19 protein-coding genes are annotated in these 24517 nt (G+C 71.4%); 12 read left to right on the plus strand and 7 right to left on the minus strand.

Features of this window, described 5'->3' with window-relative positions; genetic code table 11:
• Positions 1-46: 46 nt before the first annotated feature.
• A complete protein-coding gene (locus N4G63_RS27640) occupies positions 47-829 on the plus strand; it encodes an IclR family transcriptional regulator domain-containing protein (RefSeq protein WP_314600512.1) in 783 nt (260 codons plus the stop codon).
• A gap of 259 nt (positions 830-1088) precedes the next feature.
• Positions 1089-2210 carry a porin gene (locus tag N4G63_RS27645; protein WP_314600513.1) on the plus strand — a complete coding sequence of 374 codons (1122 nt, stop codon included), beginning with the start codon at positions 1089-1091 and terminating at the stop codon, positions 2208-2210.
• 38 nt (positions 2211-2248) lie between these two features.
• On the opposite strand, the gene N4G63_RS27650 is transcribed toward N4G63_RS27645, so the two are convergent.
• From N4G63_RS27650 to N4G63_RS27680, 7 genes are all read right to left on the minus strand, one after another.
• A complete protein-coding gene (locus N4G63_RS27650; RefSeq protein ID WP_314600514.1) occupies positions 2249-3220 on the minus strand; it encodes a Bug family tripartite tricarboxylate transporter substrate binding protein in 972 nt (323 codons plus the stop codon).
• The gene (locus N4G63_RS27655) at positions 3217-4260 is read right to left on the minus strand and encodes a universal stress protein (protein ID WP_314600515.1); all 1044 of its coding nucleotides are present in this window, start codon (positions 4258-4260) and stop codon (positions 3217-3219) included. Before N4G63_RS27655 ends, N4G63_RS27650 begins: the two co-directional genes overlap by 4 nt.
• 16 nt (positions 4261-4276) lie before the next feature.
• Entirely contained in the window at positions 4277-6745 is a 2469-nt protein-coding gene (locus tag N4G63_RS27660; RefSeq protein ID WP_314600516.1) for an efflux RND transporter permease subunit, read from the minus strand.
• Entirely contained in the window at positions 6742-7791 is a 1050-nt protein-coding gene (locus tag N4G63_RS27665) for a WD40/YVTN/BNR-like repeat-containing protein (RefSeq protein ID WP_314600517.1), read from the minus strand. Before N4G63_RS27665 ends, N4G63_RS27660 begins: the two co-directional genes overlap by 4 nt.
• A 2-nt stretch (positions 7792-7793) precedes the next feature.
• Complete coding sequence (locus N4G63_RS27670) at positions 7794-9155, minus strand: DUF1329 domain-containing protein (protein ID WP_314600518.1); 1362 nt, start codon at positions 9153-9155, stop codon at positions 7794-7796.
• A gap of 68 nt (positions 9156-9223) precedes the next feature.
• Positions 9224-10882 carry a DUF1302 domain-containing protein gene (locus N4G63_RS27675; RefSeq protein WP_314600808.1) on the minus strand — a complete coding sequence of 553 codons (1659 nt, stop codon included), beginning with the start codon at positions 10880-10882 and terminating at the stop codon, positions 9224-9226.
• A gap of 293 nt (positions 10883-11175) precedes the next feature.
• Entirely contained in the window at positions 11176-12132 is a 957-nt protein-coding gene (locus N4G63_RS27680; protein ID WP_314600519.1) for a LysR substrate-binding domain-containing protein, read from the minus strand.
• Positions 12133-12454: 322 nt separating this feature from the next.
• Between N4G63_RS27680 and N4G63_RS27685 the strand changes: the two genes are divergently transcribed.
• The 10 genes from N4G63_RS27685 (at position 12455) to N4G63_RS27730 (ending at position 24419) form a co-directional block, all read left to right on the plus strand.
• The gene (locus N4G63_RS27685; RefSeq protein WP_260791402.1) at positions 12455-13426 is read left to right on the plus strand and encodes a PhnD/SsuA/transferrin family substrate-binding protein; all 972 of its coding nucleotides are present in this window, start codon (positions 12455-12457) and stop codon (positions 13424-13426) included.
• 64 nt (positions 13427-13490) lie between these two features.
• Entirely contained in the window at positions 13491-14516 is a 1026-nt protein-coding gene (locus N4G63_RS27690) for an amidohydrolase family protein (protein ID WP_314600520.1), read from the plus strand.
• 14 nt (positions 14517-14530) lie between these two features.
• Complete coding sequence (locus N4G63_RS27695) at positions 14531-15376, plus strand: amidohydrolase family protein (RefSeq protein WP_314600521.1); 846 nt, start codon at positions 14531-14533, stop codon at positions 15374-15376.
• Positions 15377-15446: 70 nt separating this feature from the next.
• Complete coding sequence (locus N4G63_RS27700; protein WP_314600809.1) at positions 15447-16694, plus strand: MFS transporter; 1248 nt, start codon at positions 15447-15449, stop codon at positions 16692-16694.
• Between the two features lie 28 nt (positions 16695-16722).
• Positions 16723-17721 carry a DODA-type extradiol aromatic ring-opening family dioxygenase gene (locus N4G63_RS27705; protein ID WP_314600522.1) on the plus strand — a complete coding sequence of 333 codons (999 nt, stop codon included), beginning with the start codon at positions 16723-16725 and terminating at the stop codon, positions 17719-17721.
• Positions 17722-17767: 46 nt separating this feature from the next.
• Positions 17768-18667: an HpcH/HpaI aldolase family protein gene (locus tag N4G63_RS27710; protein WP_314600523.1), complete on the plus strand. Its 900-nt coding sequence runs from the start codon at positions 17768-17770 to the stop codon at positions 18665-18667.
• 2 nt (positions 18668-18669) lie between these two features.
• Complete coding sequence (locus tag N4G63_RS27715; protein ID WP_314600524.1) at positions 18670-20244, plus strand: acetolactate synthase large subunit; 1575 nt, start codon at positions 18670-18672, stop codon at positions 20242-20244.
• Between the two features lie 38 nt (positions 20245-20282).
• Positions 20283-21176 (plus strand): substrate-binding domain-containing protein, encoded by an 894-nt coding sequence (locus N4G63_RS27720; protein ID WP_314600525.1) that lies wholly within the window; start codon positions 20283-20285, stop codon positions 21174-21176.
• Positions 21173-22408 (plus strand): lactonase family protein, encoded by a 1236-nt coding sequence (locus tag N4G63_RS27725; protein ID WP_314600526.1) that lies wholly within the window; start codon positions 21173-21175, stop codon positions 22406-22408. The genes N4G63_RS27720 and N4G63_RS27725 overlap by 4 nt, the downstream gene beginning before the upstream one ends.
• A 70-nt stretch (positions 22409-22478) precedes the next feature.
• Entirely contained in the window at positions 22479-24419 is a 1941-nt protein-coding gene (locus tag N4G63_RS27730) for a hypothetical protein (RefSeq protein ID WP_314600527.1), read from the plus strand.
• Positions 24420-24517: the final 98 nt, after the last annotated feature.

Consider the following 24517-nt stretch of genomic DNA (forward strand, 5'->3'; position numbering starts at 1 on the left):
GGGCGATCACTGATCGATTCCCGGGTTTTTGCGGAGACCCCACGCCATGACACCCGAGCCCAGCACGCCAGCACCGATCGCCCGCAAGGACCTGATCGAGGGCCTGAGCAAGGGCCTGCGGGTGATCGAGGCCTTCGACGACACGCATGTGCAGCTCACCCCCAGCGAGCTGGCGCGCCGCGCCGACCTGACCCGCACCGCGGCCCGGCGCTTTTTGCTGACCCTGGTGCACGACGGCTATGCCGACACCGACGGCAAGCACTTCTGGCTGACGCCGCGGGTGCTGCGCCTGGGCCACAGCTACCTGCAGGCGGCGCGGCTGCCGCGCCTGGTGCAGCCCTTCATCCAGCGGGTCTCGCTGCAGTCGGGCGAGACGGTCAATGTCAGCGTGCTCGACGGCCACGAGGTGGTGTACCTGGCGCGCAGCAACCCGCCGCGCTTCGTCACCATCGGCTACCACGTGGGCGTGCGCGTGCCGGCGCATGTGGTGACGCCCGGCGTGGCCATGCTGTCCACGCACGACGACGCCTTTCTGGCGCAGTGGATCGCCGAGCACAGCTTCAGCGCCTACACCCAGCACACGGTGGTGGACCCGCAGCGCTTTCTTGACAACGTGCAGCAGGCGCGCAGCCTGGGCTACTGGCTCACCGACCAGCAGCTCGACCTGGGCCTGCGCGGCATCGCCATGCCCCTGAAAGACCGCAAGGGCGAGTGCAAGGGTGCCATCGGCATGACCGTGCAGTCGCAGGCCTACGCGCCCGAGGCGCTGGTTGAACGCCTGCTGCCGCTGCTGCAGGAGGCCGCGCAGGCCCTGCGGTTGATCCTGTAGGCGCGGGCGCCACAGCGGCCGCCCCCGGCCCGGCACGGCGTGCGCTGGCCGCCACAGTGCGGCACCGGGATAACCCGCCAAGCGAACGCTGAGCGCGCGCGGTGCGCGATCAGCGCGCAAACGCAGAGGCCAGGCCTTGAGGGGCGCGAGTCGGCGTTGTGCAATCCGCGCCGCCACGGCCCCGGGCCGCGGTGCCTGCACGGCGGCCACCAGCGGCCGGGTGCGGGCTTTGCCACCACACCCACAACGGATGCGAGACATGACCCCCTTCTGCCAGACCCTGGGCGCCGCCGGCCTTGCCTTGTGCGCCACCGCCGCCACGGCGCAAAACGCCAGCGTGACGATCTACGGCTCGATGGACCAGTACTTCAACTACATGCGCAGCAGTTCGGGCACCACCCTCAAGGGCACCGAAGAAGGCGCCAGCATGCGCAGCCGGCTGGGCTTTCGGGTCAGCGAGGATCTGGGCGACGGCCTCACCGCCCGCGTGGTGCTGGAAGGCGGCCTGAACAGCAAGACCGGCACCTCGGCCGACAGCACGCGCTTCTTCGACCGCCAGGCCTTCGTGGCCCTGGCCTCGCCGAAGTGGGGCGAGTTCCGCCTGGGCCGCCAGAACGGCAGCATCTTCTTCCGCGGCGACTACATCGACTACAGCTCGCGCACGCTGGGCTCGATGATCAACAACTTCGGCGTGCCCTCGCGCTACAACAACGACATCGCCTACATCTCGCCGCGCATGCAGGGCCTGCAGATCGACGCCCACGTGGCGCTGGCCGAAACCCCGGCCGGCCTGTTCGACCAGGCGGTGTTCCAGGGCGGCTTTGACTACGTCACCGGCCCCTATCGCGTGGGTTACGCGGGCTTGCGCGCCAAGCCGGCCGACGGCGCGGCGCAGGGCGCCCAGGTGTTCTACGACAACCTGTACGCCAACTACGACCACGGCAAGGGCAAGGTCTACCTGGCCTATGTGCGCAGCAACAACAGCACCTCCACCGCGGTGAGCGCCAATGCCGGCAGCATTCTCGGCAACGTGGGCGGCCTGGTGGCCGGCACCAATGCCGACGTGAACCGCAGCTTCGACATCTGGCAGGTCTCGGCCGACTACCAGGTGAGCCCGCTGCTGCGCGTGGGCGCGCTGTGGGGCTGGATCAAGGACAACTCGGGCGGCGGCCAGGACGCCTCGGGCGGCTCGCTGGGCGCGTACTACAGCCTGTCCAAGCGCACCACGGTGTTCGCCATGGTCGACACGCTGCGCAACGGCCGCAACGCCGGCTTCCGCCCCTCGGGATCGGCCGGCCTGTCGCGCAACTTCACGCAGGCCGCCGACATCAACGGCCGCAGCATCACCGGCGTGCACAGCGGTCTGCTGGTGCGCTTCTGATGCGCGTGTGATGCGCGTTTGATGCGCCGGGGCCGGCCTCACTGCTTCTCGATGCCGGCCCGCTCGATCACCGCCCGCCACTTGGCCATGTCGGCGCGCATGCGCTGGCTCATCTGCTCGGGCGTGCCGGCCTGGGCCACCATGCCCGCGGCCTGCAGCTCGCGCTGCACCTCGGGCGTGGCCACCGCCTGCTGCACCGCGCGGTTCAGGCGCTCGATCACCGCCGCCGGCGTGCCGGCCGGTGCGCTGATGCCGTTCCACGACGCCGCCTCGTAGCCGGGCACGCCGCTCTCGGCCAGCGTGGGCAGCTGCGGCAGGCCGGCAAAGCGCGTGGCCGAGCTCACCGCCAGCGGCCGCACGCTGCGCGCGCGGATCTGGGTGAGCACCGGCGGCAGCATCTCGAACGCCACGTGCACATCGCCCGAGCGCAGCCCGGTCAGGATCTCGGCCGTGGTCTTGAAGGGCACGATCAGCGCATCGATGCCGGTCATGGCCTTGAACATCTCGGCGGCCAGGTTCTGCGTGCTGCCGATGCGCGCGCTGCCGATGGTCAGCGCCCCCGGCTTGCTGCGCGCCAGCGCCAGCACCTCGGCCACCGAGCGCAGCGGCGAGCCCTCGCCGGTGATCAGCACCAGGTCGAACGAGGCCAGCGTGGACACGTGCACGAAGTCCTTCATCAGGTCGTAGGGCAGGCTCTTGAACAGCGCGCTGCTCAGCGCCGTGCCGCTGCCGGCCACCATCAGCGTGTGGCCATCGGGCCGGGCGCGCTGGGTGCTCGTCACCGCCACCATCGGGGCGGGGCGGTTCTCCACCACCACCGGCTGGCCCAGGCTCTTGCCCATCTCCTTGCCCACCAGGCGCGCCACGATGTCGGCGGCCCCGCCCGGCGCAAACGCCACATACAGCGAGATGGGCTTGGCGGGATAAACCTCGGCCCGGGCCGGGGCCCACGGGCTGGTGGCCGCGCCCAGGGCCAGGGCCTGCTGCAGCGCGCTGCGTCTCGAAATCATCGTGTCTCCGTTGGTGTTGTTCGGGTGGCGCCGGCCAGGCTCAGCAGGCGCTCGGCCAGCTGCTCGAAGGCCTGGTCGCCACCGGGCTCGAATTGTGGATCGCCGTTGGCCTCGAACGCCGCCGCGATGGCCTGCCAGTCGTCGTCGTGCAGCCACTGCGCGGCGGCCGGCAGCACGAACTGCTCCTCGCAGCGGCGGTGCTGGGCCTGGTCCTCGGCAAACCGCGCCAGCGCCGCGCCGAACTGCGCCGCGGCATCGGGCTGGCCGGCCTGCAGCGCGGCCAGCAGGGCCTGCAGCGCCGCGAACTGCTGCGTGCCCTGGCGGTGCTGGGCCTGCAGCCGGTCGAGCAGCGCATTGCAGCTGTCGGTGCGCTGGCGCAGGCGGGCAAACAGCTGGGTGTCTTCTTTCGGGTGGTGGCGCCGCTCGGGAAACTGCGCCAGATAAAACAGCATCGCGCGCAGCAGCGGCAAATCGGGTGCGGCGCCGGCCTGCACCCGGGCCCAGTGCTGCTGCAGCGCCTGGATCACCGCCGCCAGCGAGCGGTGCTCGGCCCGCAGCACGCCCAGCGCGCGGGCCCGGGCATCGAGCGGCTGGTTGATCTCCACCGCGGCCACCAGCACCGGCAGCCGGGCCGCATCGAGCACGGCGCGGGTCACCCGGCCCAGGCCGCGGCCGCTGAGCCCGCGCCGGCCGTGGCTGGCCATGAACACCAGGTCGCAGCCCTGCGTGCCGGCCGCCGCCAGGATGGCCAACGCCGGCTGCTCATGCACCACGGCCAGGCAGTGGCAGGGCACGCCGGCCAGCCGCGCCGCGGCCTCGGCACGCGCCAGCACCAGGCCCGGGCGGCCGTGCGCGCCATCGGCCAGCAGGCCGGGCGACAGGGCCAGCAGCAGCGCGCCATCGGCCGTGGCGGCCACATCGGGCTGCACATGCAGGAAGTGGATCTGCGCCGCATGCACCCGGGCCAGGGCCAGCGCCTGCTCGATGCTGCGGTCGGCCAGCGGCGTGCCGTCCACCGGCACCAGGATGTGCTTGAACATGGCGGTGGGCTCCGGTTCAGCCGGCCGGGCCGCCAAAGGCCTCGTCCAGCAGCGGCGCCCGGGCGGCGGGCTTGAGCAGAAAGTGCGCCAGCGCCGGCAGCAGCACCAGCGCGCCGACCATGTTGACGATGAACATGAAGGCCAGCAGCAGGCCCATGTCGGCCTGGAACTTGATGGGCGAGAAGGCCCAGGTGGCCACGCCCACGGCCAGGGTCACGCCGGTGAGCATGACCACCCGGCCGGTGAACTGCAGCGAGCGCCGGTAGGCCTCGGCCAGCGACACGCCCTGGCGCAGCTGCACCAGCAGGATGCTCAGCACGTACAGCGCATAGTCGACGCCGATGCCCACGCCCAGCGCCACCACCGGCAGCGTGGCCACCTTCAGGCCGATGCCCAGCTGCACCATCAGCGCCTCGGCCAGCACCGAGGTCAGCACCAGCGGGATGACGGCGCAGGCCACCGCCCGCCAGGAGCGGAAGGTGACATAGGCCAGCAGCACCACCGCGGCATACACCCACAGCAGCATCTGGCGGTTGGCGCGCTCGACCACGGCATTGGTGGCGGCCTCGAAGCCGGCATTGCCCGCGCCCAGCAGGAAGCGGCCCGCCTCGCTGTCGTGCTCGGCCGCGAAGCGCTCGATCTCGCGAGTCACGCGGCGCAGGGTCTCGGCCTTGTGGTCGGCCAGGAACACCTGCACCTGCAGCAGCGAGAAGCCGGGGTCGACGATGTGGCGCGGCGCGCGCGAGCCCGCGGTGTTGAGCGCGCCCTGGTCGTTGAGCAGCTCGTACCAGCGCAGCTGGCCCTCGTTCATGCCCACCGCGTTCTGGCGTGCCAGCGTGGCCAGCGACTGGGTCGACTCCACGCCGTCGAGCTGGCGCAGCCGCCACTCCAGCTCGTCCACCCGCTCCAGCACGGCCTGGCGCATGGCGCCCTGCGGCGGCGTGCGCACCAGCACGGTCAGCACATCGCTGCTGGTGGCGTAGTGGCTGGTGAGGTAGGCGTTGTCGAGGTTGTAGCGCGACTGCGGCCGCAGCTCGGGGGCGCCGGCGTCCAGGTCGCCGATCTGCAGCCCGCGGGCCGCGTGCAGGCCCCAGCCGGCCAGCGCCAGCGCCAGGGCCAGCGTCACCAGCGCCGGGCCGCGCGCGGTCAGGCGCACCAGCAGCGCCCACAGCCCGGCACTGGCCTCGGCCTCGCGCAGCGCGCGGGCCGCGGCCCGCGCGCTGACGCCGGTGTGGCTGAGCATCACCGGCAGCAGGATCAGGTTGGTGAACACCAGCACCGCCACGCCCAGGCTGGCCATCAGCGCCAGCTGGCGGATGGCCGAGATCTCGATCAGCAGCAGCACCGCAAAGCCCACCGCATCGCAGGCCAGTGCGGTGAAGCCGGCGATGAACAGGCGCCGGAAGGTCAGGCGCGCAGCCACCTCGCGGTGCAGGCCGCGGCCGATGTCCTGCATCACGCCGTTCATCTTCTGTGCGCCATGGCTCATGCCGATGGCAAACACCAGAAAGGGCACCAGCACCGCGTAGGGGTCGAGCGCAAAACCCAGCAGCGGCAGCAGGCCCAGCTGCCACACCACGGCCACCAGCGAGCAGGCCATCACCAGCGCGGTGCTGCGCAGGCAGCGCGTGTACCAGAGCACCACCACGGTGGCGATGGCCGCGGCCAGCGCGAAGAACAGCGCCACCTGGGCCATGCCGTCGATCAGGTCACCCACCACCTTGGCAAAGCCGGTGATGCGGATCTGGATGCGCTCGTTGCCGTGGCGCGCGCGCAGCGCCTCGAGCTGCTGCTGCAGCGCGGTGTAGTCGAGCCCGGCGGCGCTGCTGCCGCCGGGCGTGCCGGGCGCGGCCTCGCCACGCTCGGCCCGCTCGGCCAGCGGCACCAGGATGGCCGTCGAGCGGAAGTCGCGCGCCACCAGCTGCCCGACCTCGCCCGAGCGCTCGATGTTCAGGCGCACGCGCTCGAGTGCGCGCGCCGAGCCGTCGTAGTCGTCGGGCATCACCGTGCCGCCCTCGAAGCCGGCCTCGGTGACGGCTGTCCAGCGGGTTGACGGCGTCCACAGCGACTTCATCTGCCCGCGCACCACGCCGGGCAGCAGGAACAGCTCGTCGTTGACGCGGCGCAGCGCCTCGAGGTAATCCTTGTCGAGGATGCTGCCGCCGTCGCGGCGCTCGACCACGATGCGCAGCTGGTTGGCCTGGGCCGCGAGCTTGCCGCGCTCGGCCAGGTAGTTCTGCAGATAGGGGTGCTGCAGGGGCAGCATGCCCTCGAAGCTGGCGTTCAGGCTGACCCGCGTGGCCAGCAGGCCCAGCAGCAGGGTCAGCAGGGCGGCCACGCCCAGCACCCAGCGGCGGTGGTTGAACACCAGCCGCTCGAGGCGCGAGCCGGAATCGGCATCGAAGCCGGGCAAGGCCTCGGCCGGGGCCGCCGGCGCAGTGGCGCCGGCCACGGACAGAACGGCGTTGGCGCCGGTGGACATCATTTCTGCAGACTCCGGGGTTCCAGGGCGGACGGCTCCACACGCAGCAGGCCGCGCTGGCCGGCCAGCAGCAGCGCGCCATCGGGTGCGGCGGCCACGGCGGCAAAGGGAAATCGGGTGTTCAGCGGCACCGGCACGAAGCGCTGGCCGGCATCACGCGAGGCCAGCAGCTGGCCGGCCGCACCGGCCAGCAGCACCGTGCCGTCGGCCAGCTGCGCGGCCCCCAGCAGCGAGGCATCCACCGGCGTGGCCACGCTCTCGAAAGCCGCACCGGGCGCGGCACTGCGCAGCAGCCGCCCGCGCAGGCCGCCGATCAGCAGCGTGCCGTCGCGCAGCGCCAGGCCGCTGAACAGGGTGGCCGCCTGCGGCGCCGCATGGGCGCGAAAGCGCGGGTTGGCGGCATCGGCGCGCAGCAGCAGGCCCTGCTCGCCAAACAGCCACTGCTCGCCATCGCGCTCGACATGGCCGTACAGGCTCAGGCCCTCGGGATTGGGCAGCTCGTCGCCCAGCATCGCCCACTGGCGGCCGCCGTCGCGGCTGGTCTGCACCAGGCCGTAGGCGCCGCTGGCGATCAGCGTGCCGTCGCGGCGCAGCGCCAGGTGCAGCAGCGGCCGGTCGCCGCCCTCGGCGGCCAGGCGCTGCCAGCGGCGGCCGCCGTCGTCGGTGCGCAGCACCACGCCCTGGTGGCCCACGGCCCAGCCCAGGCGCTCGTCGGCAAAGGCCAGCGCGGTGAGGGTGACGCTGGTCGGCACCTCGGCCTGCTGCCAGCTGCGCCCGCCATCGTCAGAGCCCACCACCACGCCGCGTTCACCGGCCGCCAGCAGGCGCTTGCCGGCGCGCGCCGCGGCCAGCAGCACGCATTGCGTGGGCCGGCGCAGCGCCAGCGCCGGGCGCTCGCTGACCGGCAGCCGCGCCGCGGCCGGGGCCTGCAGCGGTGCGGCCGCGCGCACGCCGGCCGCGGCCAGCAGCGCCAGCCCGCTGGCGCCCAGGCCCGCGGCCCCCAGCACCTGGCGGCGGCGCAGGCCGCCGCCCTGCATGTGCCCGGCCACGCTCAGCGCACCCCGCTGCTGGCCAGCGCGTTGGGCGAGAAGCTGTTGAGCTGCTTGGCGTCGTAGGGCGCGTAGTTGACGCCGCCGGTGTCGTTGATGGCCGCCGCATACACCCAGCCGCCGGCCAGCAGGTCGAAGATGGCATAGCTCAGCGTGGTGGCCAGCGGCTGGTCACCGGCCAGCAGCGTGAAGGCCTGGCCGGTCTTCCACAGCTTGCCCTGCGCGTCCCAGGTGTCGGACAGCACGGCCTGCCAGGTGTCTTCCTGCAGGTACAGGCGGCGGCGTGCGGCCACGTTGCGCTTGCCGTCGCGCAGCACGCCTTCCACCACCCACACGCGCTGCAGCTCCCAGCGCACGGCCTCGGGTGCCAGCGCGCCCTTGCCGATGGCCTGGTCGACGCTCTTGAGCATCAGGCCGTTGTTGTTGAAGGGCACGTACATCTCGCGCTTGCCCACCAGCCTGAACTGGTAGCGGTCCTGCGCGCCGATGAACAGGTTGACCTCGTCGAAGTTGGCCAGGCCGGCGGTCGACGGATCGGGCGTGTCGTAGGCCACCGAGGGCGACTTGCGCACCCGGCGCTGGCCCGGCACGTACTGCCAGCCGTCCTTGGGCTTGCCGAAGTTGTCAACGTAGTCGATGGTCATCAGCGACTGGCCGGCATTGGCCGGCGGCTCGGTGATGCCGATGCGCGCGCGTGCCCATTCACCGCTGAACTTGTCGGCCGGGCTGGCCAGGTCGTAGTAGGGGTAGAGCAGGGCGGTCTGCTGGCGGCTGGTGAGCACGCGCTGGCCGGCCGAGGTCATGACGTACTTGTCGGCCACGAACTGGGTGAGCTGGCCGCGGTAGCTGAGCATGTGGTTCCACACCGCCTCGTGGCCGTTGCGCGGCACCGGGAAGGGCACGCCGCCATAGGCATCGTCCACCGCCACGCCGTCGTGCGCCAGCTTGGCGCGCGCGGCATTGCGCGCCACCTGCTCGTAGACGGCGGGCGCAAACACCGCGGCGCGGTGCGAGGGGTAGACGTCGATGCGCCAGTCGGGGTTGCGCGCCAGCAGGGCCTTGGTGCCGTCGCTGAGCTTGTCGCCCTGGGCGGCGGCATTGGCGGCGTTGATGCTGAGCCGCGGCTTCTCGGCGGCATAGGGGTCGGCGCGGCGGCCCTTGGCGTCCAGCGGCGTGGCGGCGGGCTTGCCGTCCCACGCGGGGATGGTGCCCTCGCGGTTGCCTGCACGCTCGGCGCCATAGGGCGTGAGCGTGCCCGACTTCAGCGCCGCGGCGCTGTCCTGGGCGGCGGCACCGATGGCCACGGTGACCAGCAAGGTGGCCAGAAGCCACGAGGCGGCGTGGCAGCGCAGGTTGGCATGCATGGGAAGGGTCTCCTGGGTTCTCATCGATTCGGATCCTTGCGGCGCGCGCAGCGGGTGCACCGGCGTCATCAGAACGTGGCCTGCAGCGACAGGCGCAGGTAGTTGCGGTCGAACACCGGCTGGGTGGCGGCCTTGCCGATGTAGTGGATGTACGAGAGGTTGGCGTTCCAGCGGCTGAGGTACACGCCGGTCAGGCCCAGGATCAGCTCGCCGGCGTGGTCGGGGCTGCCGCTGAACGGGAACGAGTTGTCGATCATCGAGGTGCCGCGCAGCGACCAGCCCAGGTTCACCGGCGCGCTCAGGTCCAGGCCCGGCAGCACCTGGTACCAGGTGGGCGTGAAGATCACGCGCAGGCCCGAGGCATGGCGGTGGCGCTCGCGGTTGAGCTTCTCGGTGCCCAGCGGCAGGCGGCCGGCCACGCTGGTCTTGACCGGGTCGATGTCGAGCACGGTGTTGGCCGCCAGCTCGCCCAGCAGGCTGGCGCCTTCCCAGAAGCCGGCCTTGGGCAGCAGCAGCGTCCACGACAGGTTCAGGTGCGCGGTGCGGCCCTTGGCGTAGCTGGGGTCGGCGGCGGTGACCACGCCTTCCTTGGCGATCAGCGGCTGGTCTTCGCGCACCGACAGCTCCAGGCCCACGTTGGCCTCGCCGATCTGCCGCGCCAGGCTCAGGCCCACGGCCTCGATCGGATCGGCCGGCACGATCAGGCGGTAGCTGCCGCCGCCGGTGTTGGTCTGGATCAGCGTGGAGGTGTCGCGGTAGCGCACCGCGTACAGGCCCAGGTCGGCGTCGAGCCGCTCGATGCGCGTGTTCAGCGCCAGGCCCAGGTTGCGCGCCTTGGCCCCTTCATCGAGGCCCAGGAAGTTGAGGTAGCAGTTGTTGAAGCGCTGCGACACCGGCACCGTGCTGCTGCCGCAGCGGTTGGCCGTGGCATTGCCGATGAACATGCGCTCGGCGCCATCGCCCAGCATGTCGGTGCTGCTGAGGTAGCTGCCGGCCGGGTGCAGCCGGGTGGGCTTGTAGCCGAACTGCAGGTAGCCCTCGAGGCTGGTGTCGGCGCCGAGCTGCAGCGTGGCCGACAGCTGCGGCACCGGCATCGTGGTTTCCTTGGCCTGGGTACCCGGCAGGCTGAGCTTGTAGACATCGATCGGCGCCATGCCCTTGGCCATGCCGTTCATGCCGAAGAACAGGCTGGTGCCCCAGATCAGCGAGTGCCGGCCCAGGCGGGCCGACAGCACCGGGCCGCCGAAATCGTGGCGGCCGAAGACGAAGGCATCCAGCAGCTCGGCCTTGCGCCCGGCCAGCTCGCGCGTGCCCGCCGAGAAGCTGTTGCCGGGGCCGCTGGAGCGGCTGGCGCTCAGCGGCGAGTCGTGGTCGTTGCTGCGGTTGTAGACACCGTCGTACCAGGCCGCGCCCGACAGGCGCAGGCCGAAGCCGCCGCGCTGCGCATCGAACTCGCTCAGCAGGTCGGCGCGGGCCGACACCAGGCCCTTGCCGAAGTTGCGGTTGCCGTCGTCGGTGTTGGGGCTGGCGGCGGCCAGGTCGGCGCCCTTGACCCGCAGCGCGCTGCTCAGGCGCACGGTGTTGTCCCAGCGCACCTGCCAGTCGCCGCCGGGGTTCAGGTCCACCGCCTGCGCCGGCATGGCCGCCGCCGCTGCGACCAGGGCCGCGGCCAGTGCCACGGGCTGCGCCGATCGTGCCGCAGGCGCACGCCTGCCGAACTCATGCATCACGTTTGTCTCCTTGTTCTGATGGACCGGGGCATGCCCGCCGGCGCGGGGCCTCACCGGTCACGGACGCTGGCGCGGCAGGCCGGGCCGCGCTGGCTCAGCCGGGCGCCGCGGGCGCGCCGAACAAGGATCTGGACGATGCGGCAGCCCGGGCGGCAGGGGCCGGTGGCCCGCCGTGGCTGCGCATCACGCTGTCTCCGTGTGTCGTTGTGATTCGATGAACGCGTCGAAATCTTGCCGACGACTCACGGCCCAGTCGATTGACAAAAAAGGCCAGGGGTTTGAGGCAATGGTTAAGGCGCGCGCTGCGCCTCGAACTCGGCCTGCAGCTGCTGCGCAGCCTCCTCCAGGCAGGTCACCATCAGCCGCGCGCCGGGGGTCAGGCGGCGGTTGCCGTTCCACAGCACACCGGCCGGCCGCAGCATCTTGGGCAGCGCCAGCGGCAGCTTGTGCAGCGGGTGCACCAGGTCGTTGGCCGCCCCGCCGGCCAGCACCGCGATCGCATCCGACACCTGCAGGTAGGCGCGTGCCAGATGGGTGGACAGGGTCTCGATGTAGTTGTTGGACAGCGGCACCTCGTGGGCCTCGAGGGCGCGCTCGAGCGGGTCGCGCAGGATCGAGCCCAGCGGCGGCAGGATCCAGGGGTAGTCGCGCAGGTCCGACCAGTCCACCCGGGTCTTGCGGGCCAGCGGATGGTGCAGGCCGGTGAACAGCTTGACCGGCTCCTCCAGCAGCTCTTTTTCCTTGAAGCTGCTCAGCGCGCTGGGCGGCGGCAGACGGCCCACCACCAGGTCGAGCCGGCCCTGCCACAGCTCGGGCAGCAGCAGCGCCGACGAGGCCTCGGTGACCTGCACATTGGTGCCCGGCGAGCGCTGCTTGAGCACCGCCAGCGCGCGTGGCAGCAGCACGTAGGTGGAGGCCGGCAGCACGCCGATGTTGATCTTGCCCTCGGTGCCCGAGCTCAGGGCCTTGAGTTCGTCGCGCGCGGCATGCAGGTTGGTGAGCATGGTGCGGGCATGGCGCACCAGGCACTCGCCATAGGGCGTGGGCCGCAGGCCCTGCGTGGTGCGCGTGAACAGCTCGAGCCCGAGGCCGCGCTCGAGCTCGGACAAGGCCTTCGAGACGGCCGGCACGGTCACATGGGTGACATCGGCCACCTGCGTGAGGTTGCGGTAGGTGTCGATGGTGACCAGCAGGCGCAGGTGGCGGGCCTTCAGGTTGATCTGCAAATACCAGTCCAGCTCGGCCATACATCCCGTCAGAAAAACAGACTTGAGCGTTTGCTCAAGCCTCGGGAAATTTTACTCAATCGACTGCCTGCATGGCGCTGGGCAACATGCAGCGCACACAACGAAGAACGACAAGCCGGAGACAACCTGAACCCCCTGCGCCGCACGCGGCGCGGCCCGGGCGCCCTGGTGCCGGTGGCCCGCGGCACGGCCCGCCGGGCACCGCCCGCCAGCCCTGGCCACCGCCCCCCGCCCACGGCAGGCCCGCCACCCGGCCACGGCCGCCAGCCAGCCCGTGCGGCCGCCATGCGCGCCGCCTCCACACCCCAGACCGAGACCCTTCATGACAGGCCCAGTCAAACTCAAGATCGCCGTCGCCGAACACCCGCACACCTCGGCCATCCGCAGCGGTGCCATCCCCATCGAGGGCGTGGACGCCGAGTTCGTCACCGTGCAGCCGCAGATCGGCGCGTTCCGCCGCATGGTGCGCGATGTCGAGTTCGACGTCTGCGAGATCGCGCCCACCACCTACATCATTGCCCGCGCCCACGGGGCGCCCTTCGTGGCGCTGCCGATCTTCGTGGTGCGGCGCTTCCACCATGCCGGCCTGCTGGTGCGCCCCGATGCGGGCATCCAGCACCCGCGGGACCTGGAAGGCAAGAAGGTCGGCGTGCGGGCCTACTCGGTGACCACCGGCGTGTGGACGCGCCAGGTGCTGATCGACGAGTTCGGCCTCGACGCGTCCAAGGTCACCTGGGTGGTCGACGACGAGGAGCATGTCACCCAGCTGCAGCTGCCGGGCAACGTGGTGCATGCACCGGCCGGCCGCTCGCTGGCCGAAATGATGGCCAGCGGTGAACTGGTGGCCGGCTTTGCCGCCGCCGCCGGCATCGGCCGCACCGGTGCGCCCACCGGCGGCTGGAAGGAAGTGGAGGCCGACTACCCCGACCTGCTGCCCAACGCCGCGCAGCTGGAGGCCGAGTACTACGCCCGCAGCGGCGTGTACCCGATGCACGGCACCATCGTGGTCAAGGACTCGGTGCTGGCCCAGCACCCGTGGGTGGCGCAGTCGATCTACAAGGCCTTCGACCAGGCCAAGCGCGAATGGCTGGCGCGGCTGGATGCCGGCCAGGCCACCACCGCCGGCGACAAGAAGTACCAGGCCCTGCGCGCCATCGTCGGCCACGACCCGCTGCCCTACGGCCTGCAGGCCAACCTGAAGACCATCGAGACGCTGGAAGCCACCGCCTTCCGCCAGCAGCTCACGCCGCGCCGCATGGCCATCGGCGAGCTCTTCGTCGACCCGCAGGCCTGACCGGCCGAGCGCCTTTCGCCCACGCCGACCGCCCCTGCGCACCACCCCCCCCGGAAACCGCCCGATGATCATCGACTGCCACGGTCACTTCACCACCGTCCCGAAGTCCTTCCGCGACTGGCGCGCCGCCCAGGTGGCGGCGGCCAACGAGCCGGCCCAGGCCCCGCCGCGCAGCGGGGCCCATGTCAGCGACGACGAGATCCGCGAGGGCGTGGGCCAGGGCCAGCTGCGCCTGCAGCAAGAGCGCGGCAGCGACCTGACGCTGTTCTCGCCCATCGCCGGCCTGATGAGCCACCACCTGGGCAACGAGCGCACGGCCATCGAATGGGCCGAGGTCAGCAACGACCTGGTGCGCCGGGTGTGCGATCTCTACCCCGACAACTTCGCGCCGGTGTGCCAGCTGCCGCAGTCACCCTACGCGCCGCCGGCCAACTCGATTGCCGAGCTGCGCCGCTGCGTCGAGCAGATGGGCTTCGTGGGCTGCAACCTCAACCCCGATCCCACTGGCGGCTACTGGACCGGCAAGGCCATGACCGACCGCGACTGGTACCCGCTGTACGAGGTGCTGTGCGAGCTGGACGTGCCGGCCATGATCCACGTCGCGGCCTCGTGCAACCCCTGCTTCCACGGCACCGGCGCGCACTACCTCAACGCCGACACCTCGGTGTTCATGCAGCTGGTGCAGGGCGACCTGTTCAAGGACTTCCCGACACTGCGCTTCGTGATCCCGCATGGCGGCGGCGCCGTGCCCTACCACTGGGGGCGCTACCGCGGCATGTCGCTGGAGATGGCCAATCGCCCGCTCGAAGGCCTGCTGGACAACGTGTTCTTCGACACCTGCGTGTACCACCAGCCCGGCGTGGAGCTGCTGACCAAGGTGGTGCCGGCCAGCAACGTGCTGTTCGGCTCCGAGATGATCGGCGCGGTGCGTGGCCGCGACCCCAACAACGGCCAGTACTTCGACGACACCAAGCGCTACCTCGATGCCTGCCCGGCCCTCAGCGACGCCGAGCGCCAGGCCATCTTCGAGGGCAACGCACGCCGGGTGTACCCGCGGCTCGACGCCCAGCTCAAGGCCAAGGGCCTGTGACCCCGGAGACCCCCATGGACATCATCGACATCCACCCCCACGTCATCTCCGACGACGAGACCCGCTACCCGCCGGCACCGCTGTTCGGCAAGCGCTCCGACTGGTCGCAGGAGCGCCCCTGCACGGTCGACACCCTGATCGCCGCGATGGACGAGGCCGACGTGAGCAAGGCCGCGGTGGTGCATTCGTCCACCACCTACGGCTTCGACAACGCCTATGTCGCCGACAGCTGCGCGATGTACCCCGCGCGCCTGGTGGCGGTGGGCTCGGTGGACATGCTGGACGAGGCCGTCGACCCGGTCATCCGCGGCTGGGTGGCGCGCGGCCTGGCCGGGCTGCGCATCTTCACCGGCGGCTCGACCAAGGACTTCGACCCCAGCGAGCTCGACAACCCGAAGGCCTTTCGCGCCTGGTCGGTGCTGGCCGAGCTGGGCCTGCCGATGTGCATCCAGACCGGCCCGGTCGGGCTGCCGCAGGTGAGCCTGCTGGCCCGGCGCTTTCCGGGCGTGAACATCATCCTCGACCACCTGGGCCGCCCCGATGTACTGGACGGCCCGCCCTATGCCGCCGCGGCCAGCCTGTTTGCGCTGGCCGACCTGCCCAACGTCTACCTCAAGCTCACGCCGCGCATCTTTGGCGACGTGAAGAAGGGCCAGGCCAGCGCCGCGAGCTTCTTCCCGCGCGTGGTGCAGGCCTTCGGCGCACAGCGCCTGGCCTGGGGCTCGAACTACCCCACCTCGCCCGGCACGCTGAGCGAGATCCTGGCCGACGCGCAGGCCGGCCTGGCCTGCCTGGGGCAGGCCGACCGCGAGTGGATCTTCGGCCGCACCGCACAGCAGCTCTACCCGGCCCTGCGCTGAAGGAGACCCGACCACCATGTCCGCCGTACCCGCCGTACCCGCCGTACCCGTCTCCCCTGCCGTGCCCGCCATGCCCACCGCCGGTGCCACCGCCAAGGTGCCCTGGGGCGTGCTGGCCCTGCTGATGCTGGGCCTGCTGATCTCCTTCGTCGACCGCACCAGCCTGTCGTCGGCGCTGGCCGACCAGAACTTCATCAAGGAGTTCGCGCTGACCAGCGTCGACCGCGGCTGGCTCAACTCGGCCTTCTTCTGGTCGTACGGGCTGATGCAGATGCCGATGGGCTGGCTGGTCGACCGTTACGGCGTCAAGTGGCCGTACACGGTGTGCTTTCTGCTGTGGTGCCTGGCCACGGCCCTGACCGGGGCGGTGACCGCGCTCACCGGCCTGATCCTGATGCGGCTGATCGTCGGGGCCACCGAGGCCATCGTGATCCCGGCCAGCTACCGCTGGATCGGCAACAACATGCCCGAGAGCCACAAGGGCCTGTCGGCCGGCATCCTGTCGATGGGCGGCAAGTTCGGCCCGGCCATCGGCGCGCCCATCGCCGCCTGGCTGATCGTCGCCTTCTCGTGGAAGTGGATGTTCGTGCTCACCGGCCTGGTGGGCCTGCTGTGGCTGGTGCCCTGGCTGCTGGCGGTGCGCAACGACATGCCCACGCAGGCCGAGCTGGTGGTCTCGAAGAAGGCTGCCGCCAGCGTCTCGCTGGGCAGCATCCTGCGCAGCCCGGTGATCTGGGGCGCCATGATCAACAACTTCTGCTACGGCTACTTCACCTTCTACTGCATGACCTGGATGCCGGCCTACCTGGTCGAGCAGCGCGGTCTCACGCTGGGCAAGAGCGGGCTCTACACCTTCTTCAGCTTTGCCGGCATCGCCATCATGGCCACGCTGGCCGGCTGGGTGGCCGACCGCATCATCGCCCGCGGCCACGACCCGGTGTTTGTGCGCAAGGCCTTCGTCATCGCCGGCTTCATCGGCGGCAGCACGGTGCTGATGGGCACCCAGGCGCAGACCCTGGAGCAGGCGCTGTTCTGGAACGTGCTGTCGCTCACCCTGCTGGGCCTGGCCACGGCCAACAACCTGGCGCTGTGCAAGCTGACGCTGATCCCCAAGCAGGCCATCGGCCTGGCCACCGGCGTGCAGCAGGTGGCCACCAGCCTGGCCGGCGGCGTGTCGGCCAGCCTGTCGGGCTGGCTGCTGCATGTCAGCGGCAGCTACGACCTGCCGATGCTGGTGATCTTCGGCTTCCTGCTGATCGGCGCCACCAACACCGCCATCCTGCTGCGACCCAAGTGGTCGCCCAAGGTCGCGGCCTGAGCCCCTCCCACTCCCCACGGATCTCCCCATGGCAAAGATCGTTTTCGGCATGGCCGTGCCCCACAGCGGCATGCTCGGCCAGGCCCCGGAAGACTGGCTGACCAACGGCGAGCGCGACCGCGCCAACCCCGAGCTGTGGTTTCGCAACCGCACCTGGACCTACCCCGAGCTCGAAGCCCACCGCGGCGCCGCCTTCGCGCCCTTTCTGACCCTGGCCGAGCGCAGCGCGCGCGCCGCACGCTGCCGCGCCGCGCTCGACGAGATGGCCGCCGCCTACCGCCGCGCCGAGATCGACGTGGCCATCATCCTGGGCAAGGACCAGAAGGAGATCTTCGTCCACCACTCGCCCTCGCTGGCCATCTTCAGCGGCGCCGAGGCGCACAACGGCCCGCCGCAGCGCAGCGTCTACGCCCCCGACCACCATGTGGTGCATGCCTGCCACCCGCAGCTGGCGCGCCACCTGATCGACCGCTTCCAGGCCAGCGGCTTCGACCTCACCGACCTGTTCGAGTGGCCCGAGAACGTGTGGATGGAGCGGCAGATGAAGCGCCGCGCCGACTACCCGGTGGTGCCGCATGCCTACAGCTTTGTGTACCACCAGATCATGGGCGACGCGCCGCCGCCGCACGTGCCGGTGCTGTTCAACCTGTTCTACCCGCCCACCCAGCCCTCGATGGCGCGCTGCATCCAGTTTGGCGACGTGCTGCGCGACGCCATCCTGGCCTGGCCCGACGACGTGCGCGTGGCCGTCATCGCCTCGGGCGGGCTGTCGCACTTCGTCAACGACGAGGACTTCGACCGCGACGTGCTCGACAAGCTGGCGCGCTACGACTACGAGGGCCTGGCGGCCATCCCCGACGGCTGGTTCCAGTCGGGCACCTCGGAAGTCAAGATCTATTCGGCGGTGATGAAGGCCCTGCAGCACACCGGCGCGCAGATGACCCTGGTGGACTACGTGCCCTGCTGGCGCACGCCCGCCGGCACCGGCGAAGGCATGGGCTTCATGTACTGGAACGCCGCGCGCTGAGCGCCGCCTTGCGCCACCCAAACCTGCATTCAACCCAATATCCATCATGAGCGACACCCGACTCAACAGCATCATCCGCGCCTTCGAGGCCGGCAAGCCCGCCTTCGCCGCCTTTGCCAAGCTCGACAAGCAGACGGCCATGGACATGAGCGACGCCCCCTACGACGGCATCGTGTTCGAGATGGAGCACAACCCGTACGACGTGTCGGCGCTGGGCGACGCGCTGCAGTACATGCTCAACCGCAAGCAGATCGCCGAAGGCGGCCTGGCGCCGCGCGTGACGCCGATCGCCCGCATCCCGGCCAATGGCGCCGAGATGAACCAGGCCTTTGCCAAGCAGGTGCTCGACCGCGGCTGCTACGGCGTGGTCTGGCCGCATGTGGCCACGGTGGCGCAGGCCTACAACGCCGTGGCCGCGTGCCGCTATGCGCGGCCCAAGGGCGCGCCGCTGTACGAGCCCAAGGGGCTGCGCGGCGACGGCCCGGCCACCGCGGCACGCTACTGGGGCCTGGACCTGCAGCAGTACTACGCCAAGGCTGACGTGTGGCCGCTGGCACCGCACGGCGAGATCCTGGTCGGCCTGATGTGCGAGAGCCCCGAGGCGATCGACAACCTCGACGACATCCTGGCCAATGTGCCGGGCATCGGCTTCATCCTGATCGGCGAGGGCGACCTCAGCCAGGCGCTCGGCCACCCGCGCCAGTACGAGCACCCCGAGGTGCTGGACGCCATGCGCCGCATCGTGGCCACCTGCCACAAGCACAAGGTGGTGGTGGGCAACCCGCATGTCACGGCCAAGAACCACAAGCGCCTGATGGACGAGGGCTACCGCTTCCTGATGGCGGCGCCGCAGCGCAGCTACGGCGTGGTGAGCCTGGCGCGCGAGGCCGCCGGCGGCAGTGCCGCCGCCGCCACCGGTGGCGCCAGCAACAGCACGAGCTACTGAGCATGAACGGCGCCCAGAGCCTGGTCTCGACCCTGGTGCAGCAGGGCGTGGACCTCTGCTTTGCCAACCCCGGCACCTCGGAGATGCACTTCCTGGCGGCGCTGGACGACCCGCGCATGCGCAGCGTGCTGTGCCTGTTCGAGGGCGTGGCCACCGGCGCCGCCGACGGCTACTACCGCATGCGCGGCACGCCGGCCAGCACGCTGCTGCACCTGGGCCCGGGCCTGGCCAATGGCCTGGCCAACATCCACAACGCACGGCGCGCGTCGTCGGGCATGGTCAACATCGTCGGCGAGCATTCCAGCGCCCACCTGCGCCACGACCCGCCGCTGACCAGCGACATCGAGGGCCTGGCGCGCCCGCTCAGCCACTGGGTGCGGCGCAGCGACTCGGCCGACAACATCGCCTGGGACACCACCCAGGCCGTGGCCCAGGCCAGCGCCCACCCGGGGCGCATCGCCACGCTGATCCTGCCGGGCGATGCCTCGTGGCAGACGCTGGGCGCGGGCGCGGCACAGGCGTCAGCACAAGCCGCCACGCCACCGGCGCCGGTGCCCGCCAGCACCGCCAAGGCGCCCAGCGCCGCGCGCGTGGCCCATGTGGCGCGGGTGCTGCGCTCGGGCGAGCCCACGCTGATCATCCTGGCCAACCAGGCCACGCGCGGCCTGGCGCTCGAGCGTGCCGGCCGGGTGGCCGCCGCCAGCGGCGCCCGCCTGGGCTCGCAGTTCTTCACCGCGCGCATCGAGCGTGGTGCCGGCCGCGTGCCGCTCGAGCGCATCCCGTATGCCGTGCCGCAGGCGCAGGCCTTTCTGCAGGGCTTTCGCCACCTCATCACGGTGGAGACGCGCGAGCCGGTGGCGTTTTTCGCCTACCCCGACAAGCCCAGCCTGCTCAAGGCCGAGGGCACCCTGGTGCACCCGCTGGTCGAGGCCGACGAGGACAGCGCGCTGGCCTTCGAGATGCTGCTGCACGAGCTGGGCGCCAGCGCCACGCCAGCGCGCCTGCAGCCGCGCATCGACACGCCGGTGCCCAGCGGCGCGCTCAACCCCGGCAGCATCGCGCTGGCGCTGGCGGCGGCCATTCCCGAGCACGGCATCGTCGTCGACGAGTCGCTGACCACCGGCCGCGAGACCATGGGCCACACCCAGGGCGCGCTGCCGCACGACCTGATCAACAACATGGGCGGCTCGATCGGCTATGCCACGCCGGTGGCCATTGGCGCGGCGCTGGCCTGCCCGGGCCGGCGCGTGTTCTGCATGGTGGGCGATGGCAGTGCCATGTACACCATCCAGTCGCTGTGGACCCAGGCGCGCGAGGGCCTGGACATCACCACCATCATCTTCGCCAACCACAGCTACGCGATCCTGAAGGCCGAGTTCGCCAACATGGGCGCCGGCACGCCGGGCGCCCGCGCGCTGGCCATGATCGACATCGACCGCCCGCGCATCGACTGGCAGGCCATGGCCCGCAGCATGGGCGTGCCTTCTGTGGCGGTGCACACGGCCGAAGCCTTCCACCGGGCGATGGTGGATTCCACCCGCACGCCCGGCCCGCAGCTGATCGAGGTCTGCCTCTGATCGGCCTTCTCTCCTCCATCCCGCCCCCCCACACGCCCATGAGCACTGCCCCTGCCGCGGCCCCAACGCTGCGCACCAACCTGGCCGACTACGCCGTCACCCGCGCCATGAAGGACGGCCGGGTGCGCTCGGACCTCGTCACGCTCGACTTCTGCGGCCCCACGCCGGCGCACAACGGCTTCAAGGCCATGGTGCGCGAGAACGCCTTCGACTGCGGCGAGCTGGCCATCGTCACGTACCTGCAGGCCAAGGCCTATGGCAAGCCCTATGTGCTGCTGCCGGCACCGATCTCGGGGCGCTTCCAGCACCACTGCGGCGGCTTCAACCTCGACTTCGGCCACCTCGACCCGAAGGACATCGAGGGCAAGCGCGTGGGCGTGCGCAGCTATGCCCAGACCACCGGGCTGTGGATTCGCGGCGTGCTGCGCCACGAGTACGGGGTCGACCTCGACAAGGTGACCTGGATGACGCTCAACGACGGCCACCTGGCCGAGTACAGCGACCCGGCCAACTGCATCCGCCTGCCCAAGGGCTCGTCGATCCCCGACATGATGATGGCCGGCGAGCTTGACGCCGCGCTGCTGGGCGAAGACATGCCCAAGGACCCGCGCGTGCGCACCCTGGTGCCCGACGCGCATGCCGCCGCCAAGGCCTGGTACGCGCGAGAAGGCTTCGTGCCGATCAACCACATGTTCGTGGTGCACGAGAGCCTGTCGCAGAACCGGCCCGACATCGTGCGCGAGATCTACCGCATGGTGGCCGACAGCCGCGCGCTGGCCGAGGGCGTGCCGGCGGTGTTTCCGCCGCTGGGCCTGGAGGCCAACCGCAAGGGCCTGCAGGCGGCCATCGACTGGGCGCTCGACCAGAAGATCATCCCCCAGCGCCTGAGCGTCGACCAGCTGTTCGACGACCTCACCGGCAGCCTCGGATGAACCTGCGCGCGTGCTCGCTGCTGCTCGGCGGCCTGGCCGTCGGCGCCGCGGCGCTGCTGCTGCCGGCCCGGGCCACCGCGGCACCTGCGAGCGCGCCACCTGCGAGCGCGGCATCTGCGACCGCGCCACCTGCGACCGCAGCACCTGCCACCCCGGCACAGCCCGCCGCCGCCTGTGGCGCCAACGGCCTGGTGCTGGTGGGCAGCGAGGGCGGCCAGCTGCACCGCCTGCGGCTCGATACCTGCAGCGGCGCACTGACGCCGCTGGGCGAGCCGCTGGCGCTGGCGCGGCCGCGCTGGATCACGCCGCACCCCACGCTGCCGGTGGTCTACGTGGCCAGCGACGCCGAGGGCCACGAGGGCCGCGTGGCCGCCTATGCGCTGGATGCCGACGGCGCTGCGCTGGCCGCGCTGGGCAGCGTGGGCAGCGGTGGCGCCGGCGCCACCCACCTGGCCGTGGTGCCCGGCGCCCGCGGCCTGCTGGTGGCCAACTTCGGCGCCGGCTCGGCCAGCAGCCTGGCCCTGCTGGCCGACGGCCGCCTGGGCGAGCGCACGGCCACGCTGCAGGCCACCGGTTCGGGCCCGCACCGCCGCCAGGCCAGCGCCCACGCGCATGGCGTCACGCCCGATCCCAGCGGCCGCTGGGCCCTGGTGGCCGACCTGGGCGCCGACCGCCTGTTCGTGCACGCCATCGAACCCGCCAGCCAGCGCCTGCTGGCCGACGAGGTGCAGCCGCCGCGCCACCTGGCCCTGGCGCCGGGCAGCGGCCCGCGCCGCACCCTGTTTGGCGCCGACGGGCGCAGCGTGTACCTGGTCAATGAACTGAGCGGCCAGCTGCAGGTGCTGCGCTGGCATGCCGACAGTGCCCGCCTGAGCCCGCTGCAGACCCTGCCGCTGGCCAGCCCCGGCTTCAGCGGCACGCCCAGCGGCTCGGAGCTGCTGCTGGCCCGCGACGGCCGCACGCTGTATGCCGGCCACCGCGGCGAGAACCAGCTGCTGGCCTGGCGCATCGACCCCGCCAGCGGCCAGCTGAGCCTGCTGCAGCGCCTGCCGCTGGCCGGCCAGGGCCCGTGGGCGGCCGATCTGCACCCGTCGGGCCGCTGGCTGCTCACCGCCAACCTGCGCAGCCACCAGGTGCAGGTGTTCGCGGTGGATGCCGCCAGCGGCAGCCTGCGCGAAGCCGGCCCGCCGCTGCCCCTGCCCGGCGCGATGAGCCTGAGCGCCGTGCGCTGAACCCCTTTGGCCCACCCGCCCGCGGCCTGTGCCTGGCCGCGGTGCCCCAACCCTCCCGAGGAGACCGGTCATGGACCGCCGCACCTTCCTGAGCCGCGCCGGCACCGCCGCCTGCGCCCTGTCGCCGCTGGCCCTGCCGCGCACCGCCCTGGCCACGGCCACAGCCACGAACGCAGCGCCGGCCGCCCCGGCCGCGCTGGGCCCGCTGCTGCTCAACCGCATCGGCCCGTCGGCCTCGGCCGTCTACATCGCCAACGCCGACGGCAGCGGCGAGCGCAAGCTGATCGACAGCGGCACGCTCGACTACAACGCCAGCTTCTCGGCCGATGGCCAGTGGCTGGTGTTCACCTCCGAGCGCGACGGCCTGGGCAACTCCAACCTCTACCGCATGCGGGTCGACGGCAGCCAGCTCGAACGCCTGACCGAGGGCCCGGCGGTCGAGGATGCCGGCGTGTTCTCGCCCGACGGCAGCCAGGTGGCCTTCGTCAGCACGCGCGACAGCCTGCTGGCCAACATCTGGGTGCTGGACCTGAAGACCCGCCGGCTGCGCAACCTGACCGGCGTGGCCGCGCTGCAGGGCCGGCCCGAGTCGCCCAACGGCTTCTTCCGCCCCAGCTGGTCGCCCGACGGCCAGTGGCTGGCCTTCTCGTCGGACCGCAACACCGACTGGAAGGGCCACCACGACGGCGCCGGCTGGGAGCACACCCAGGAGCTCAGCATCTACGTGATGCGCGCCGACGGCTCGGGCCTGCGCCAGGTGGCCAGCCGCAAGGCCCACTGCCAGGGCTCGCCCAAGTGGTCGCCCGACGGCCGGCGCATCGTGTTCTACGAAACCCTGGCCGAATACACCTACTGGGTGCTGCGGCCCGACCTGCTGCTGAAGATCGACTCGCAGATCGTCTCGGTGGACGTGGCCAGCGGCGCGCGCACCGTGCACACCAGCGGCCCGGGCTTCAAGATCAGCCCGCAGTACCGCGGCCAGGACGAGATCGTCTACCGCCGCAAGGGCGGCCCCGAGGACGGCCTGTACAGCACCGTGAGCGGCCAGCCCGTGGTCAGGCTGGCCGGCTTGCGCACGCCCAGCTGGTCGGCCGATGGCCGCCAGCTGGTGTACGAGAAGTTCACCTGGCGCGGCTGGAAGCAGAACCAGCCGCTGTACAGCTGGGACCCGCAGCGCGAGTACCGCTACACCGATGTGTGGCCGGCGTTCTCGAAGGACGGCTGGATGGTGCTCACCGCCAAGCACGAGGACGGCTCGGTCGACGTGATGCGGCCCGATGGCTCGCAGCGCCGCCGCGTCTACGACGTCACGCGGCAAAGCGGGCTCGACCCCACGCTGGTGCGGCGCGGCCTGGGCGGCGCGTTTTTTCCGGTGTGGTCGCCCGATGGCGAGTGGATCGTCTTCGGCGTGGGCCAGTGGTTCACCCAGCGCGGCAAGGGCCGGGCCCGGCTGATGCGCGTCAAACGCGACGGCACCGGCCTGGAGCAGCTCACCGACGACAGCATCTTCAACGCCGGCTTTCCCAGCTACTCGGCCGATGGCCAGGCGGTGGTGTTCCGCATCGCCAACGAAGACCCCAACAGCGCCTCGCTGGGCGGCCTGGCGGTGCTGGACCTGGCAACGCGCCAGGTGCGGCGCATCACCCAGGGCTACGACAACATGCCGATCTGGTCGCCCGACGGCAGCCGCATCCTGTTCAACCGCGGCGTGCGCATCCCGGGCAGCGTGTGGTCGAACTTCGACCTCTACACCGTGCGCCCCGACGGCAGCGACCTGCGCCGCCTGACCGATCACCCGGCCAGCGACGGCCATGCGGTGTGGACGCCCGACGGCCGGCAGATTCTCTACAACAGCGGCCAGGCCGGCTACCGCGACGAGGCCTGCCACTACGACCAGACCTTCCAGCCCTACGGCCAGCTGTTCGTGATGAACGCCGATGGCAGCGGCAAGCGCCAGATCACCGACAGCATCTGGGAGGACTCGACCCCGCAGTACGTGCCCAGCCGCTGAGCCCCAGCGCCCCCCCACCGTCCATGGTGCTGCCGCATCGGGCCACGGGCCCCCGCCCGCCAAGAGCCACCGAGCAGGCCAGCACCGCATCCCCCCCA

Origin of the sequence: Aquabacterium sp. OR-4, assembly GCF_025290835.2 — a bacterium.
Lineage (GTDB): Bacteria > Pseudomonadota > Gammaproteobacteria > Burkholderiales > Burkholderiaceae_C > Pseudaquabacterium.